Annotated in this window: 13 protein-coding genes; 4 read left to right on the top strand and 9 right to left on the bottom strand. The window is 41.9% G+C overall.

What is annotated here, in order from left to right; translation table 11 throughout:
• Positions 1-191: 191 nt before the first annotated feature.
• Positions 192-995: a glutamate racemase gene (gene murI / locus QZ019_RS05795; protein WP_295483100.1), complete on the bottom strand. Its 804-nt coding sequence runs from the start codon at positions 993-995 to the stop codon at positions 192-194.
• 136 nt (positions 996-1,131) lie between these two features.
• Here murI and trmA point away from each other — a divergent pair, with 136 nt between their 5' ends.
• Complete coding sequence (gene trmA, locus QZ019_RS05790; protein ID WP_295483097.1) at positions 1,132-2,265, top strand: tRNA (uridine(54)-C5)-methyltransferase TrmA; 1,134 nt, start codon at positions 1,132-1,134, stop codon at positions 2,263-2,265.
• 9 nt (positions 2,266-2,274) lie between these two features.
• Here trmA and plsB read toward each other — a convergent pair whose 3' ends face one another.
• Positions 2,275-4,728, bottom strand: a complete 2,454-nt coding sequence (plsB, locus tag QZ019_RS05785; RefSeq protein ID WP_294567677.1) for a glycerol-3-phosphate 1-O-acyltransferase PlsB — start codon at positions 4,726-4,728, stop codon at positions 2,275-2,277.
• Between the two features lie 277 nt (positions 4,729-5,005).
• Between plsB and QZ019_RS05780 the strand changes: the two genes are divergently transcribed.
• The 3 genes from QZ019_RS05780 to QZ019_RS05770 all read left to right on the top strand — a co-directional run bounded on the left by QZ019_RS05780 (position 5,006) and on the right by QZ019_RS05770 (position 8,877).
• Positions 5,006-6,016, top strand: coding sequence for a cation diffusion facilitator family transporter (locus QZ019_RS05780; protein WP_295483092.1), 1,011 nt, complete (start codon positions 5,006-5,008; stop codon positions 6,014-6,016).
• Positions 6,016-6,879, top strand: a complete 864-nt coding sequence (cysE, locus tag QZ019_RS05775) for a serine O-acetyltransferase (protein ID WP_294567673.1) — start codon at positions 6,016-6,018, stop codon at positions 6,877-6,879. Before QZ019_RS05780 ends, cysE begins: the two co-directional genes overlap by 1 nt.
• Positions 6,880-6,975: 96 nt before the next feature.
• Positions 6,976-8,877 carry a fructose-specific PTS transporter subunit EIIC gene (locus QZ019_RS05770; protein ID WP_294567672.1) on the top strand — a complete coding sequence of 634 codons (1,902 nt, stop codon included), beginning with the start codon at positions 6,976-6,978 and terminating at the stop codon, positions 8,875-8,877.
• Between the two features lie 43 nt (positions 8,878-8,920).
• Here QZ019_RS05770 and QZ019_RS05765 read toward each other — a convergent pair whose 3' ends face one another.
• The 7 genes from QZ019_RS05765 to priA form a co-directional block, all read right to left on the bottom strand.
• Complete coding sequence (locus QZ019_RS05765) at positions 8,921-9,181, bottom strand: hypothetical protein (RefSeq protein ID WP_009143550.1); 261 nt, start codon at positions 9,179-9,181, stop codon at positions 8,921-8,923.
• Between the two features lie 9 nt (positions 9,182-9,190).
• Positions 9,191-10,519 carry an ATP-dependent protease ATPase subunit HslU gene (hslU, locus tag QZ019_RS05760; protein WP_294567669.1) on the bottom strand — a complete coding sequence of 443 codons (1,329 nt, stop codon included), beginning with the start codon at positions 10,517-10,519 and terminating at the stop codon, positions 9,191-9,193.
• 12 nt (positions 10,520-10,531) lie between these two features.
• Positions 10,532-11,059 (bottom strand): ATP-dependent protease subunit HslV, encoded by a 528-nt coding sequence (gene hslV, locus QZ019_RS05755; RefSeq protein WP_295483087.1) that lies wholly within the window; start codon positions 11,057-11,059, stop codon positions 10,532-10,534.
• Between the two features lie 14 nt (positions 11,060-11,073).
• Positions 11,074-11,685, bottom strand: coding sequence for an SPOR domain-containing protein (locus tag QZ019_RS05750; RefSeq protein WP_295483085.1), 612 nt, complete (start codon positions 11,683-11,685; stop codon positions 11,074-11,076).
• A complete protein-coding gene (gene argS, locus QZ019_RS05745; protein WP_295483082.1) occupies positions 11,686-13,422 on the bottom strand; it encodes an arginine--tRNA ligase in 1,737 nt (578 codons plus the stop codon).
• Positions 13,423-13,660: 238 nt separating this feature from the next.
• Complete coding sequence (locus tag QZ019_RS05740; protein ID WP_295483078.1) at positions 13,661-14,575, bottom strand: ROK family protein; 915 nt, start codon at positions 14,573-14,575, stop codon at positions 13,661-13,663.
• Between the two features lie 27 nt (positions 14,576-14,602).
• Positions 14,603-16,840 carry a primosomal protein N' gene (gene priA, locus QZ019_RS05735; protein ID WP_295483076.1) on the bottom strand — a complete coding sequence of 746 codons (2,238 nt, stop codon included), beginning with the start codon at positions 16,838-16,840 and terminating at the stop codon, positions 14,603-14,605.
• Between the last annotated feature and the right edge of the window lie 256 nt (positions 16,841-17,096).

Genomic DNA, 17,096 nt, shown 5'->3' with positions numbered 1-17,096 from the left:
TTTTTAAAGAGCTTTTTGAGCAGAGCGTGCCGCTCAAGTGGTTGCACATTATAGATTATCTTTTCACGCTGTCAAATAATTTTTTACAATTTTTTAACGTTTTTTATTAACTTCTTGATTTTATGCAAAATAAATTTTTACTTTATCTGCAGATAAAATTGTATGTTTTTGTAAAACCAATGTTTTGAACGTCACTTTAAAGAAAATTTCGTCAAATCTTTAAATCCAAGCCGCTTAAAAGCGTTTTCATATCCAAAATGATTTACAAGATCTCCGGTAAAAAAAGCATGGTTTCCGTCATTTATCTCTTCATACGAAAGAGCCTGATTTAAAGAAATAAGACTTCTTACTCTTCTGCCTATAGCCTCGCCTGAATCAACCAGAACGGCTTTAGGAAATAATGATCCGATCTCGTCTTTTACTAAAGGGAAATGCGTGCACCCTAATACTATGCTGTCAGGTCTTTCATCAGGCTTTAACATAAGCCACGGTCCGAACACATCCGCAACCTCCGTAAGAGTAACTGGTTTACCCGCCATTTTGCGCTCGCAAAGACAAACTAAATCCGTAGTGCCGATTTTAAGTACTTTACAATCTTTAGCAAACTTTTCTATAAGATCATTGGTATAAGCACGACGAATAGTACCGGGCGTTGCAACAAGGCCTATGATCTTGCTCTTACTTTTAACTGCTGCAGGCTTTATAGCCGGAACCACTCCGACAATAGGGATTTTTATCCTATCTCTTAACTTAGGCAATGCAATTGTACTTGCCGTATTGCAGGCAACTACTATCAAAGAAACCGAAAAACGTTTGACGCTCTCTTCTAATATTTCATCCGTACGCTTAATAATAAAGTCTTCATCCTTATTTCCATAAGGGAAGCATTCATTATCAAAAAGATAATAATAGCTGCAATTCGGGTTTAACTCCCTCACGGCACTAAATACTGACGTACCGCCCAAACCTGAATCAAAAAATAATACTCGAAACATCTCTACTATTTTTGACCTAAACCCTAAAAGCTATTATAGAAATTTTTTAAATATGCTTTTTTCCAGTATTATAACAACAAAATTTCAGAGCTAAGTTAAAGCTTTAATTCCTAAAATTCAGATCTCCTGGTGAATCATGCTAAAAGAACTTTTAACCACGACCGATCCTAACAATTATCAAAACTATTTAAACGAAAAAACCGCTTATGTTTTAAATCTGCTTAAAGATAAAGGAATTACGCTTCCGACTCCCCAAATTTTTCCTTCAACGCCGAGTAATTACCGCATGCGCGCGGAGTTTGCCGTCTTTCATACCGAAAGTGGCTTTGAATACTGCATGTACGATAAAGAAAACGGTAAGAAAAAACGCGTTTTCATTACCTACTTTGACGGCGTAAGTCTTGCAATAAACAAAGCAATGACTTTACTTAAAGAATATGCTCTTACCGACCTACTGATTAAAAACCGTTTATTTGAGGCTGACTTTCTTTGTAATTTACAAGGTGACGTCATTATCACTTTAAATTATCATAAAAAATTAGATGATGATTTTGCTGTTTCCCTTGAAAAATTAAGATCATATTTACAAGAAAAATCACTTAACGCAGAAATAGTGGCGCGTGCCCGCAAACAAAAAATCACGTGTAAAGACGATACCTTACTTGAATGTCTTAAAGTTAACGACAAAAATGTTTATCTCTACCAAATTGAAGGCACTTTTACTCAGCCTAATGCCGCAACCTGCGAAAAAATGCTCGAATTTGCCCTAAACTGCTCAAAAGACATGCAAAATACCGATCTTTTAGAGCTTTATTGCGGTTCGGGAACTTTCACTGCTACTTTAGCTCCCTGTTATCGCAAAGTGCTTGCTACTGAAGTCGCAAGAGTCCCTACGCAAAATGCGCTGCGCAATTTAGAAAAAAATAATATTGATAACGTTAAATTGGTACGTTTAAGCGCCGTTGAAGTAACACAGGCGTTAAACCGCGAACGCACTTTCAACCGATTACAGCAAAAAGACGTAGATCTTAACGAATATAATTTCAAAACCTTATTAATTGACCCGCCGCGCGCCGGTCTTCAAGATGAAGCGGCACTAAAGTTCACTGCCCGTTTTGACAGAGTAATTTACATTTCCTGCGGTCCGGAGTCTTTTGCATCTGATTTGCAGTTTTTAACTAAAACCCATCGCATCGAAAAACTCGCGTTTTTCGATCAATTCCCTTATACCCACCACTTAGAAAGCGGCGCTTTACTCGTACGCCGCTAAAGTAGACAATTAAGAGGCGGTCTGCTGTTTGATAAGATTGCCTCTTACTTTCCTGCCGGTAAGAGCCTGCACCTCACGTGCTGCAAGCAAAGGCTCGGCAGCTCGCAACAGTTTCTCCACTTTAGGAAGATTCTTCTTAATCGTGCCGTCTTCCAATACCTCAAAATACTTATGTCTAATGAAAGTATGGCATATGATCTTAAACAAAATCGGATCGGCAAAATCAGGAGAATTCTCAGTTACATAAGAAGACAGACGCTTTGATAAATCAATGCACTTTTTAATGAAGGCGTCAACATTCATTGTACCGTCTTCTATCTGCTTTAATGCTGTTCCCGCAACCAGGAAGCGAATCAAGTGCGGTCGAATGGTTCTTGATAAAATACTAAACTCATTAAACCCGTCACCTGAAATATAAAGCATGTCTTCATTTTGCGTTATATAACCTTCCTTTAAGAAAGTGTCGATATAAATCTCAATTAAATTATCAAGCGACTCCTCAGGAACCGGAGAATAAAGCTCATGACGCAAAAAATAAAACAACGATCTTGTATGCGTGTTGACGTCTTTTCTTAAAATATGACCGTTGCGGATAAGGATATTGGCAATAAGCGCAGGAAGCGCAAACAAATGCAGAATATTATTCTTAAAATATCTAAGCTGCAAAGTCTGACCGCGGCTTGGACGCACGAACTCCATGTCGCCTACGTTATAAACATGGAATTTATGCAATTCGAGCGCCTGCTTAATCAAAACACCGGTTTCCCTGTCTTCAGGCAAAGACTTGTGTCGGGCCTCATCGCACTCTAAAAGCTTTAAGAACAAAGCAACACAGCGGTGCAGTCCGCGCATGCTGATAATATGATCCTCATCGCTCATAAGAGCTAACGCGCACAGATTAATACCGTTGGCAATTGCCGAATCATTAAGCTTAATAATAATATCATGCGACATCTGATTGACTGTTTCATAAAGCCAATCGGGACGTCCTCGTCCTGTCGGGTCAAGATCTTTTCGCCAATCAGGAACCATTTGCGACAAATAGCGCGGAACGATAACCGGCTCACCGAAAGTTACATAACCGCGGCCGTAATATCTAAAACGCTTAAAAATACCTAAAAGCTGCCAAGCACTTTCTTTTTCTTTCTGCGCTCCGCCTAATTCCTTCATGTACGATCCGACTTCCATAACATGCTCATAGCCTAAATATGTCGGAATAAAGGCAATAGGACGTTCAATACCGCGCAATTGCGCCTGAACGGTCATTGAAACCATGCCGGTTCGCGGCGGCAAAGTTCTGCCGGTACGTGATCGTCCGCCTTCAATGAAGAATTCCGTAGCATATCCGTGTTCAAAGAGCAAACTTAAATACTCTCTGAACATATCGGTATAAAACAGATCTCCTTTCATCTTGCGGCGAATAAAATACGAACCGCAACGGCGAATAAGCGGTCCTACCGGAAAGAAATTCAAATTGTCTCCAGAGGCAATCTGCGGCAGCGGCAAACCTTCATGGAAAATAACAAAGGACAGCAAAATATAGTCCATGTGGCTTCTATGGCACGGAATATAAATGATCTCATGTCCGCTTTGTACCAGTTCACGAACACGGTTTGCCCCAATGATTGTTTGTCCGTGATAAAAACGCCGCCACAAAAGGCTGATAACGGAATTTAAAAACTTCAAAAGCGGATAACGGGTATCTGCCGCCATCACGTCAAAAATCTGCCGCGCCTTTACTTCAAGATCTTCTTTCTTCGCTCCGCTGCGCTTCATTTCCTCTTCAATCGCAACTTGCGTACCTTGTCTTGACATCAGCTCCTCAATAAGAAGCTTACGGTTAGGGAAAGGCTTTCCTACAACCGATCTGGCTTTACGCAGAAAATGCAAAGCTGCTGCTCGCTGCAATAAATTAGTATATTTGCTTTGCTCTAATTTTTCTTGAATGGCAAGAGCCGATACCGGATCTGAAACAATAGTGCAGTTATCTCGTCCCGAGAAAGTTACGGTTAAAAATTTACGCCATGAAGGAGTCGGAGCCTCAATGCCGCGCATTGCCAAACCTTCATAAGAAGGGTTTCGCGACCACAAAACAGTGATGGGAATTATCTGAATATCAGTGCCAAAATCTCGGCAAGCGGCAACCCACGTATTAAAAACTTTATAAATATCACGTTTATGCAAACGGGAACTGAAAAGACCGGGCGATCTTAAATAAGCCGTTCTTTTTAAACGCATCGGTCCTACAACCAAAGGCTCAAACGGACTGGGCAACCCCAGTTTTTTGGTCAAGCGCTCAATAGTCATCAAATTAGCGACTGACGATGACACCGTTACATAAGCAATAGGCTTATGCTTATCAATTTTAATATGCTTTAAAGGCTCAAACGGAACCGGATCACAAGTTGCCGTAAAACGAATGGGATAATAAAAAATAAACCGCAGTATCTTATTAAGCATCATCGCCGCACCTGCCTTAAAAGCGTCCGAGCTTTACGTTTAAACAATTACGCGCACCATAAAAATCCACGTTGCGTAAAGTATCTGGCTTCTATATTTTCGTACTATGATTACTTAGATTATAAGTGCGATTTTCCAATCTCGCTATGATATAGGGCGACTTTTAGCTGACAAAAATTTTTAAACCAAAAGGCTGTTACAATAAACAGAATTTTTTATAAAAAGATTAAGCTTCCAAAACTCCTTTTTAACAAAAGGAATAACGATAAATAAAAAGAAAATGATTGAAGTGAACAAGCCTTGTACTGAGGAACCAAACATTCCTGCAGTCAATTACAGAAAACTGGTGCTGCTTGCCGGATTTGCTTCGGTTGCAACAGCTATTTCTCTTATTGTCATGAAAGCTACAGTCTGGTTTTTCAGCGGTTCTTCAACAATTCTGGCTTCACTTACCGACTCGCTTATCGACTGCTGCGCTTCTTTTATTAATTTGCTTGCTCTGCGTTTTGCCCTGGCTCCTGCCGATAAAGATCATCGTTTCGGTCACTATAAGGCCGAAGCTTTAGCTGCCCTTACACAAGCAGCATTTATAAGCGGATCTTCAATCCTTCTTATAGTTCACGGTTTTGAACGTCTGCAAAATCCTGAAGTCATCGGCTATATTGACGCTGCCATCATTGTCACCACTTTATCCTTGCTTATCACGGTATGCCTTGTCACTTTTCAAAGCTACGTATATAAAAAGACATCAAGCGAAGCAATTAATGCCGACAGGTATCACTATTTATCCGACATCCTATTAAATTTGGGAGTCGTCGCTTCGTTAATCTTAAGCCGCTTTAATTTTGCTTGGGCTGACGGTCTGTTTACGGTGATTTTAGGTTTTTATATTCTGCATAGCGCTTATCATATCGGAAGGACTGCCATCTCAACGCTTCTTGATAAATCAATGCCGCCTGCAGAACATACTGAAGTTATGTCCTTAATTTTAGGAATTGACGGGGTACTATCACTTCACGATTTAAAAACAAGACAGGCAGGTCCTCATACTTTTATTCAATGTCATATTGTCCTTGATGGTAATATGCCATTAACAAAAGCGCATAAAATTGCCTCAGAGGCTGAAAAGGCCATCAAAATCCGTTATCCTGACAGTGATATAACCATACATATGGAGCCGGATACGGATGATACGTACAAAGACGTTCAATTTATGGACGAAACTTCTTGCCCGGTGAATCCGGAAATATACAAGCAAAACAAAAGCAAAAACGGTGAAACTTACTGTTAATGAGGATTCAGCAAGTGGCTAACTCTCAACTAAAATCGGTTCTTTTATGGGAACAAATGCAAAAAGAAGCTGCAAATATCTTACAAAAAGAGCCGCTCTTAAAAGGTTACCTTGATAAAGCGATATTAAATTGTGCCAATTTAGGTGAAGGACTGGCGCAAATTATCTCCAACCGTCTTGCTACTCCCGTTATCGGGCAAAAAGAGCTCTTTCAAATCTGCATTGAAGCATTTACTGCAGATCCTCAAATTCTTGAGGACGCCGCTGAAGATCTGATAGCAGTATGTTCCCGTGACCCGGCAGCGTCTGACTACACTTCTCCTTTTTTATACTTTAAAGGACCTCACGCACTTGAATCATGGCGTGTCGCTCACTGGTTATGGCAGCAAGGCCGTCGTGATTTTGCCCGTTTTATGCAAGGCATAGTTTCAGACGTTTTCGGCGTGGACATCCATCCTGCAGCGCAAATCGGTCACGGCATCATGTTTGACCACGCGACAGGAATAGTCATAGGCGAAACCGCACGCGTCGGCAATAACGTGTCCATTTTGCATAACGTTACTCTTGGCGGTACCGGTAAAGAACAAGGCGATCGTCATCCAAAAGTAGGTTCAGGTGTTATGATTGGAGCCGGAGCAAAGATCCTCGGCAACATCAAAATCGGTGATAACGCCAAAATCGGAGCTGGTTCCGTCGTACTTGCCGATGTTATGCCGCACACTACGGTAGCGGGAATTCCCGCTCGTGTAGTCGGAATACCTAAAGAAGATGTTCCGTCACTTAATATGGATCAGGATCTTGATACTAAAGAAACTATCTGTACCAGTGCTTGCGGACAAATTTGCAATGTAAAGATTATTTAAAAGAAATCTTACATGCCGATATTCCGGCATACGCAATTTACATTTTCAATTGCGTTATCTGTATAATTAAGCCGTGTTTATCACTTAGGAAAAAATATGCATATTTGCGATCTTTTGGATCGGCGAGCGGTAAATCTAACCGCCGCTCCCATCAATAAAGAATCTGCAATTAACGATCTTGTAGACAGTCTTGCAGGGACCGGCTGTTTAAGTGACACGGAGCGCTTTCGTGCCGCTGTTTTTGATCGTGAACGCAAAGGTTCCACCGGATTTGGTGAGGGTGTAGCTATCCCCCATGCCAAAAGTGCCGGCGTTTCAAGACCGGCGCTCTCTGCCATGGTGGTTAAAAACGGCGTTGAATTTGATTCAATTGACGGAGAACCCGTCAATCTTATCTTTTTAATCGCCTCACCGCATAACGCCTCTGATGCTCATCTTGATGTTCTTGCCCGCCTGTCATCTTTGTTAATCGACGAAGATTTCCGTAAAGCTCTGATTTCAGCTAAAAGCGTGGATGAATTCCTTTCTTATATTAATGAAGCAGAAAAAAAAGAAATAAACAAAGAAGAGGAAGAGCAAAAAGAACAGGCACAACAACAAGAAAACACGCAGCAGTCAGAAAACAAAGCAAAAGTTCCCGTTTATGATCTTGTTGCCGTAACCGCATGTCCTGCCGGACTTTCCCATACTTATATGGCAGCGGAAGCTCTTGAGCATAAAGCCAAAGAAATGGGAATTTCCATCAAAGTCGAGGCTGACGGAGCCGCCGGTAACCGCAATCAGCTGATGCCGGAGGAAATCGCCAACGCTAAAGCCGTAATCGTTGCCGCTGATCGTGCCGTTAATATTGATCGTTTCATCGGTAAAAGAATGGTTCGCGTAGGCGTAGTCGACGGAGTACGCCGTCCGCTTGAACTTATCACCAAAGCATTAGATCCTAATTGCCCTGTTTACAGTGCCGGCGCCTTATCGGAATCTTCCAATATTCCGATGAAACTGTACCGTCACTTAATGAGCGGACTTACCTATATTCTCCCGCTTGCAGCAACCGCAGGCATTCTTTCCGCCGTTGCCCGCCTTAATTTCATTCGCGACACGGAGCTGGGCTTCTTCCTTGATACTATCGGCTACAGTATCGGTGCCTTGCTTTTCCCGGTGTTAAGCGCTTTTATCGCCTTCTCCATGGCCGGACGCATGGCGCTTGTCGCAGGATTTACCGGCGGCGTTATGGCAGATATGTCTGATGCCGGAGTTATCGGAGCGGTCTTAAACGGTTTTGTAGGCGGCGGGGTGGCATTTTTATCCGCGCGGCTTGCCGCAAGATTCCTAAAAGGCCATGACGCTATGTTCGCGCTCTTGGTTTATCCGTTGCTAGGTGCCGTACTCACAACTATCATTGCTAAATTTATTACCAATATCCCGGCAATTCTTATCGATTCGGCTATCGAGATGTTTTTATCGGGAGCCAATGCTTGGGTTCTGGCGATTATAGGAGCTGTGTTAGGCGGTATGATGGCTGCCGATATGGGAGGACCTTGCAATAAAATTGCCTACGCATGCGGTGTTTTACTCTTAGGTGATTGTCTGCCTGAAGTAGGCCCGGGCTGCCTTATTATGGCAGCAGTAATGGTAGGAGGTATGGTACCGCCGATTGCCGCAGGTCTTGGCGCATTACTTTTTAAGAACTGTTTCTCAAAACCTGAACAAGGTTTAGCATGGGCTGCAATAAGTAAAGGATTTTTGTTTATAACTGAAGGTGTCTATCCGTTTTTAGCCATAAATCCGACTAAAATGCGTATCGCCTGCATTTCAGGTGCTGCAGTAGCAGGTGCTTTATCAATGTTCTTTAGCTGCGGATTATGTGCCCCTCACGGCGGCATCTTTATCGTGGTATTGGCAGAAAATCCGTTGTTCTTCCTGCTCTCTTTACTGTGCGGCGTTATAGTCAGCACTATACTCTTTAGGATCGGAAGAAAACCTTTAAATATCGAGAGCTAAATAGCATTCAAAATTAAGGCCGGATATCCGGCCTTAGTTTTTACTACTTTATTTCACCTAACTGTTCCAGAACCGAATTCATCCGATTCCGCCAGTTCTGCAAAACTTCACGCAAATGCTGATTCTCTTCTTTAAGCTCAATCATACTGCGTCTTTCTGAAGACAAAGTAGCCTGCAGTGAGCTCAATTCCTTTTGTGCCCTTTCAAGCTTAATGCGCATATTCTCACTTAACGAGACTATTTCCTTTAAACTTGCTATAAGCTCACGCTCTTTGGGGCTTAACGAATCATCATGCTCACTCATAAACTTTTCCTACAGAATATAACGGCTTAAATCTTCATTCTGCACGAGCTCTCCTAAATGATCATCGACATATTTAGCATCAATAATCACTTTTTGCCCGGCATGATCAGGCGCTTCAAAAGAAACACTTTCCAAAAGCTTTTCCATCAAAGTATGCAAGCGGCGTGCACCGATATTTTCAGTACGCTCGTTAACGGTAAAAGCGTCCTCAGCAATGCGCTTAATTGCGTCATCGGTAAACTCGATGGTAACGCCTTCGGTTGCAAGCAGCATTTCATACTGTTTGGTAAGCGAAGTATGCGGCTCTTTTAAAATACGCTCAAAATCTTCGGAAGTTAAAGCCTTAAGCTCTACACGAATCGGCAGACGCCCCTGCAGTTCAGGAATCAAATCAGAAGGCTTTGACATTTGGAAAGCACCTGAAGCGATAAACAAAATATGATCGGTTCTGACCATACCGTACTTAGTGCTAACCTGACAGCCTTCAATTAACGGCAGCAAATCACGCTGTACGCCCTGACGTGACACTTCACCTCTGGATCCGTTCAAATCCTGTCCGCAAATCTTGTCGATTTCATCGATAAAGACAATACCGTTGTTTTCAGTAAGATTAATGGCTTCAGCTTTTAAATCATCCTTTTTAGTAAGCTTTTCAGCCTCTTCCATAACGATCTCTTTAAAAGCATCCTTAATTTTCATTTTTCTGACAACGGTACGATTGGCATTCATATTGTCAAAAAGAGACTGCAGCTGATTATTTACTTCTTCAATAGCCGCATTGCCGCCGATTATATTAAAACTAGGACCGGTATCGGCAACTCTGATTTCAATTTCACGGTCGTCAAGTTCGTGTTCACGAAGTTTTTTACGGAAAATCTGGCGGGTAGGATTATTTTCCTTTTCACTCTCAGGCGTATTATCGGCAGGCGGCAGCAAAGCATCCAAAATGCGTTCTTCAGCGGCATCTTCGGCTCTGACGCGATTTTTCTTAAAAGCCTGCTCTTTAACCAATTTCATGCCGACATCCACCAGATCGCGAATTATGGAATCGACTTCCTTTCCTACATAACCAACCTCAGTATACTTAGTTGCCTCAACCTTGATAAAAGGAGCATTGGCAAGAGAGGCCAAACGGCGGGCGATTTCCGTTTTACCGACACCGGTAGGTCCTATCATTAAAATGTTTTTCGGAAAAATTTCACCGCGAAGCTTAGGATCAATCTGCATTCTACGCCAACGATTACGCAATGCGATAGCAACAGACTTCTTCGCTTCTTTCTGTCCGATAATAAATCTATCAAGTTCACTTACGATTTCACGCGGAGTAAGTTCCGTCATTTTCATTAATCCTTAATATTCAATAGTCTCTATAACATGGTTTTGATTGGTGTACACGCAAATATCACCTGCTATTTCAAGTGATTTTTTAACGATGGTTTTGGCATCCAAATCAGTGTTTGCTACCAAAGCGCGTGCTGCGGCTAATGCATAATTACCGCCCGATCCGGTTGCCAAAATATCATCATCCATTCTGACGACGTCACCCGTACCGCTGACTAAAAAAGAAGCATTCTTGTCAGCGACAATCAAAATAGCTTCAAGCTTACGCAACGCTCTGTCGGTACGCCAATTTTTAACCAAGGCAACACAGGCTCTTTCCAAAATTCCCTGATGTTCTTCAAGCTTACTTTCAAATAAATCAAGAAGAGTAAATGCATCGGCGGTACTGCCTGCAAATCCTGCTATAACCTTGCCTTTAAAAAGACGTCTTACCTTAACCGCGTTTCCTTTTAACACGGTGCTTTGCCCCATGGTAACCTGTCCGTCACCGCCTACGGCCACTACATTATTACGGCGAACTGAAACGATTGTTGTCATTACTTTTATAAACCTTATTCATCAACTAAAGAACAAGTTCCGACTAAAGAATTGTCCCCGAGCTTGGAAAAAATCTGTTTTGCTTCATCTCTGGACGGAAAAGGTCCAATTTTAAGTTTATAGGCTCCGTCTCTTTGAACTACCGAGCTTATAACCCCGATAAAAGCGATTTTCGCTTTTTGCGTCTCCGCAGCTGATTTATCGGCAAAAGAATCACAGTACAAAACAGCTTGAACTGTTGGCTTTACCGCAGTTAAAGTTTCAGCAGAATCAGAACTTACGGCACCGTCATCTACCGAAGCAGCATCGCCTGAAGCCTTTTGATCCAAAATATCAAAAGGACTTGATGCAACCTCAGATGCCTCTTCTGCATCCGTACTTTCATCAGTTACAACATTGTTATAGTCATAACGCTTTGAAGCAGGCTCGGTCACCGCATCTTGATTTATCACAAGCTCACCCGAGGTTTCAGCTTGAGAAGAAGATACAGCGCTCTGATCTTTTTCTTCCCCTGATAGAGACAGTAAAAAAACAGCAAATAAGATAACTACAACGGCAGCAAACAGCAGCGTAAAAATCTTCTTTTTATCTTTAAGCTTACCGCCTGCGGAAATCTTAGAGAACATTTACATCTGCTCCATAGTATTAATGCCAAGAAGACCTAAGCCTTGCTTTAAAACTTTAGCGGTTAAATCGCAAAGAGCCAAACGGCTTGCCTGAATTTCAGGAGCGACATCTCCTTTAAGCACCGGACAAGCCTCATAAAAGCGCATAAAGATACCTGAAAGCTCAAAAAGATATGTGCACAAAAGATGCGGCATAGCCTTCTCGGCGACACTCTTTACGGTATCTTCAAAAGCCAAAAGCTTGGTTGCCAAATTGTTTTCAGCTTCTTCTTTTAACAAAATAGCACCGGGTTTTGTTTCCGCTTTACGGAAAATGGAACGAATTCGGCTATATGCGTACTGCAGATAAGGAGCGGTATTTCCGTCAAAAGACAGCATCAAATCCCAATCAAACACATAATCGGTCATACGGTTTTTTGACAAATCAGCATATTTAACCGCACCGATAGCGATGTTGTGAATAACTTCATCACGTTCTTTGCCTTGAAGCGGGCTGTTACGGTTTTCAAGCAAAGAGGTAACTCTATTTTCTGCCTCATCAAGCAGATCACGCAGCTTTACGGTACCGCCTGAACGGGTTTTATACGGTTTCCCGTCTTTACCCAGCATCATACCGAAAGCTTCATGCTCGATTTTAATTGTGTCATCAGCATAGCCTGCCATTCTTGCAATGCTCCAGGCAGCTTCCAAATGCTGGTGCTGGCGAGAATCGATAAAGTACATAAGACGGTTGGCCTTTAAGGTCTCAACGCGATACTTAACGCAGGCGATATCAGTAGTAGTGTACAGATAACCGCCATCTTTCTTACGCACAATCTCACCTAACGGCTCACCGTCTTTATTCTTAAACTGCGGCAGGAAAACCACGATAGCGCCTTGATCCTCGACCGCGATTCCTTTTTGAATCAAATCTTCAACGATTTTAGGCAGCATATCGTTATAAAGGCTCTCACCCATAACATCTTTTTCAGTTAAAGTGACGTCAAGGCGATCATAAAGCTTCTGATTCTGGTCCATGGTCATTTTGACGAGTTTTTGCCACATCTTTTTACAATACTCGTCGCCTGACTGCAGTTTTACCACGTATGAACGAGCTAAAACGGCAAAATTCTCATCTCCGTCATAGCGTTCCTTTGCGGCACGATAAAAAGCTTCAAAATCACTTAAATCAAGATTGGTGCCGTACTTATTTTCCTGCTCCTCAAGATAAGCAATAAGCATGCCGAACTGGGTGCCCCAATCACCGACATGATTGGCTCTTATTACTTTATGACCTAAAAACTCTAAGACGCGAACGACTGCATCTCCGATTACGGTAGAGCGGATATGATGTACCGCCATTTCTTTAGCGACATTCGGTGCTGAATAGTCAACTACGACGGTATCCTTTACTTTTGCCTCTTTAATACCAAGGCGGGCATCAGAGCTCATCTCCTGAAGCTTAATTGCTGTAAAGCTGTCGCTTACAAAGAAATTAATAAAGCCGGGGCCTGCGATTTCAGTTTTCTCTATACGCGCGGATTGTTCTAAATTTTTAATTAAAAGCTCGGCAACGGCTCTTGGATTCATCTTCAAAGGCTTGGCTAAAATCAAAGCCAAATTGGTGGCAAAATCACCGTGAGCCTTATCTTTGGCTCGTTCTACTTTTATATTGTTAATGACATTTTCCGGGATCTCATGATCTTTGGCTAAAGCTAAAACGGCATTTTTAAGTAAATTTTCAATGTGCTGCTTCATCAACATCTCCAAAAGGAGTTATATAAATTAGACCCTTCAATTGAAGGCGTATACAAAACGCCTTTACCTTAAGTTTTTACATGCATACTTAAGTAAGCGCAATCTGATCCATTAGGATACCACAAAGCAAACTTTTCCTCTAAAATTTCAAGGTTTCACAATAGCAACAATTCTGCTTACATGCTAAAAAAACTAATTTTTAAATCTCAAAATTCAAAGAGCAATAAGTAATGAACATCTATACCGTCTGACACAGGAATGCGGCACCGCGCCCGCCTGAAGAATCACCATGCTTTGCTTTAACAATCGGCGTAACAAACTCTTTACCGAAAATATACTCTTTTACTTTATTCGGAAGAACCGAATAAAGAGCGTCTAAATTCGACATTCCTCCGCCTAACACAATAACGTCAGGGTCGATAAAATTGGCAAAACAGGCAATGGATCTTGCAAGTCTGTCTACATATAGATCAAAAGTATCTTTGGCTTCTTTTTCACCTGATTTTAACAGCCTTGCTATTTCCGCTCCCAAAATGTTTTTACCGCTTTGCCTGGCATACTCAGCTTCAAAGCCGGTACCGGAGACAAAAGTTTCTATGCATCCTTGCTTACCGCAATAGCAATGCTGAGTTTTAGCAAGCTCATGCTCATAATCATTCATCCACGGCAAAGGATTATGTCCCCACTCTCCGCCAAGACCGTTTCGTCCCTCGATTGTCTTGCGATCAATGACGATTCCCGTTCCTGATCCGGTACCTAAAATAAGCCCCCACACCGTCTTATATGCAGCTCCTGCTCCATCTACGGCTTCAGAAAGAGCAAAGCAATTGGCGTCATTTTCAAGAAAAACTTTTTTCCCAGTTGCTTTTTCCAAATCATGCAGTAAATCTTTACCGATAAGCCAATAGGAATTAGCGTTTTTGATAGTATGCGTAATTGCCGATACCGTACCCGGAATCGCCACTCCAAAGACATTTGTCGTGACATTCAATGCCTTTTGCGCTTCATCTACTAAAGAGGAAATGGTAGTAAGAGTAGCGGCATAATTATTCTTTACCGTCGCAACTCTTTTTTTTAACAATACCTCATGATCATCGTCACTTAATACCGTTATTTCGGTTTTAGTTCCGCCTAAATCAATGCCGAACAGCATACAAACACCTTGACTCCGTTTTCTAACTCAGTAAAGAAACAAAGGATCAACCTCTATAGCAAACCTTACGTCGTTTTTAGGGGGATTGTCCTGCTCTATTTTCACTGTTTCATTTAAAAAAGCATTTAGAACATCACGGCGCAGAGCCGTAACCAGAATGTGAAAATGATAGCGATTATGCCTTTTTTCCATCTTGTCAGAAATTACAGGACCTAAACTTAAACCTTCATACGATTCTGCTTTCTTAATTAAACAAGAATTAAGTTCCTGTAAATAGGCAAAGGCTTTAACCCGATCTTCGCTGTTTGAAAGCAAAAATGCCTGATAAGAAAAAGGAGGCAAACTTAAATTTTTTCTTATCAACAAAAGATCAAGCGCAATATCAAAATAAGCGGTATTGGGAGTTATAAGCCTGTTTAACAACTCATTTTCAGGATGATAGCTTTGAATAATCACCTCCCCTTGCTTTTGGGCTCTTCCTGCTCGTCCTGACACCTGAGTCAAAAGCTGGGCGGTTGATTCAAGGGCTCTGAAATCATCTGAAAAAAGGCCGCTGTCAATATCCAATATGCCTACCAGCGTGACATCAGGAAAATCATGTCCCTTAGCAAGCATCTGGGTCCCGAGCATGATCTGGCTTTTCCCTTCTTTAATTCGTTCAAGACGCCGTTCAAGCTCGACTTTGCTGTTGACGCTGTCTCTGTCAATACGCTCGATTCCCACGTCGGGATAGCGCAGTTTTAAAAATTCTTCTACCTGCTCAGTGCCGTAGCCGTTTTCCATAAACTCCCGGCTGCCGCAATCAGGGCATACGACTGGAAGAGCAAACACGTTATCACAAACATGACATTTAAGCCTGCCTTCACCTTTGTGAACGGTAAGCGGATTGTCACAGTTAGGACAGGTAAAGATCTTGCCGCAATGTGGGCAGAATAAATGATGAGAATAGCCGCGGCGATTTAAAAAGAGTAAAACCTGATTGCCCTTAGCCGTTTCTTCACCGATACGGTTTTCAAGTTCTAAACCGATACCGGTTCTGATGCCCGGCGTTAAAGGTTCATTTTTTAAATCAATAAGTTTAAATTGCGGCAAACTGGCACCGCCTGCTCTTATTGTCAGATCAAGTTTGGTGAATTTTCCGCATAAAGCGTTTTCTACGCTTTCAAGACTCGGCGTTGCCGATCCTAAAATTATCTTGCAGCCGGCAGCTTTTGCACGTACCAGCGCCAAAGAACGCGCGTGATAACGAAAACCGTCGGTCTGCTTAAACGATCCGTCATGCTCCTCATCTATAACAATAAGCCCTAAATTCGGTATGGGAGTAAATAAAGCTGATCGAGTCCCGATTAAAATTGAGGGTTCGCCTCTTTGCATATCTAAAAAGGCATCCAGACGCTCCCGATCTGACAGCGCCGAATGCATTGACGATACCGGAACATTAAAACGATTATAAAAACGCTCAAATGTCTGTGGAGTCAGCGCAATTTCAGGAACAAGAACCAAAGCGCTCTGTCCTTTTTTCAGTACACTGGCAATTACCTGCAGATAAACTTCAGTTTTGCCCGATCCGGTTACGCCGTTTAGCAAAAAGGCCTGATACCCTTTGGCGGCACATATTGTTTCAACCGCAACGCTTTGCTCGGGATTTAAGACGGGAGGCTCTTCTTTTAAGACGTTTTGTGCAATTATATTTTTATTTGCTTTAAGACTTAGCGCCAAATTAACTTTTACGGCAAATCCTTTTTTTATAAGCGCGTTTTCCGCCTGTGCGCTAAAACCTCTTTCCCTTAATTCTTTGCGTTTTACGGGTCCCACTTTTAATAAAGAGAGGATTTGCGCCTGCACTTTTGCTTTTAAGTTCTTACAATCAGCCTCAAGCCCTTCTTTGGTAGCGGCAAGTGCAGGAATTTCGCCATAAGAGGCCTCCTTACCGTCACGCAGCATCTTCGGCAAAGCGCTTACATAGCACTGACCTAAAGGATAAAGATAATAATTGCTCGCAAAAGACAACATCTTATGAAGGTCAGGCGCAAAAATATCTTTCTCATCAAGAAGCCGTGCATTTTTTAATTTTTCAAAAGGCAAAATACTGTCATGCTTTACTTTATAAACAATGCCGATTTCGCGGCTGCCTGCGATATTAACTTCAACTCGGGCCCCGACAATATCATCAGAATGTAAACCTTCAAGCTTGTAATCAAAACATTGAAACAAGGGGCGGTTTAATAAGACTTCGATAACGGAAAATGCTGCTTTAAATGACATGTAAAAAACTTATGAAAAAGAATTATTGCCTATTGTCGCATTTTTTCACAAAAAACACTTCTCTTACAGTTTTTAAACAAAACTCGTCTTTTAGTCCAAGACAAACTTTTTTTGATCCCTAAAATGATCTAAAAAGATCTTGCTCTTATCTTTTTATTAATATAAAATTTCGCGGTATTTTCTATCTATAGGCGTGTGGTATTCGGCGCTTGTGCGGCTGAAACGGCGACACGCATTGAGGTCCAAATGAAGAAGA

The sequence above is a fragment of the uncultured Succinatimonas sp. genome (assembly GCF_905203285.1).
Lineage (GTDB): Bacteria > Pseudomonadota > Gammaproteobacteria > Enterobacterales > Succinivibrionaceae > Succinatimonas.
This window is presented reverse-complemented; position numbering and strand designations above follow the sequence as displayed.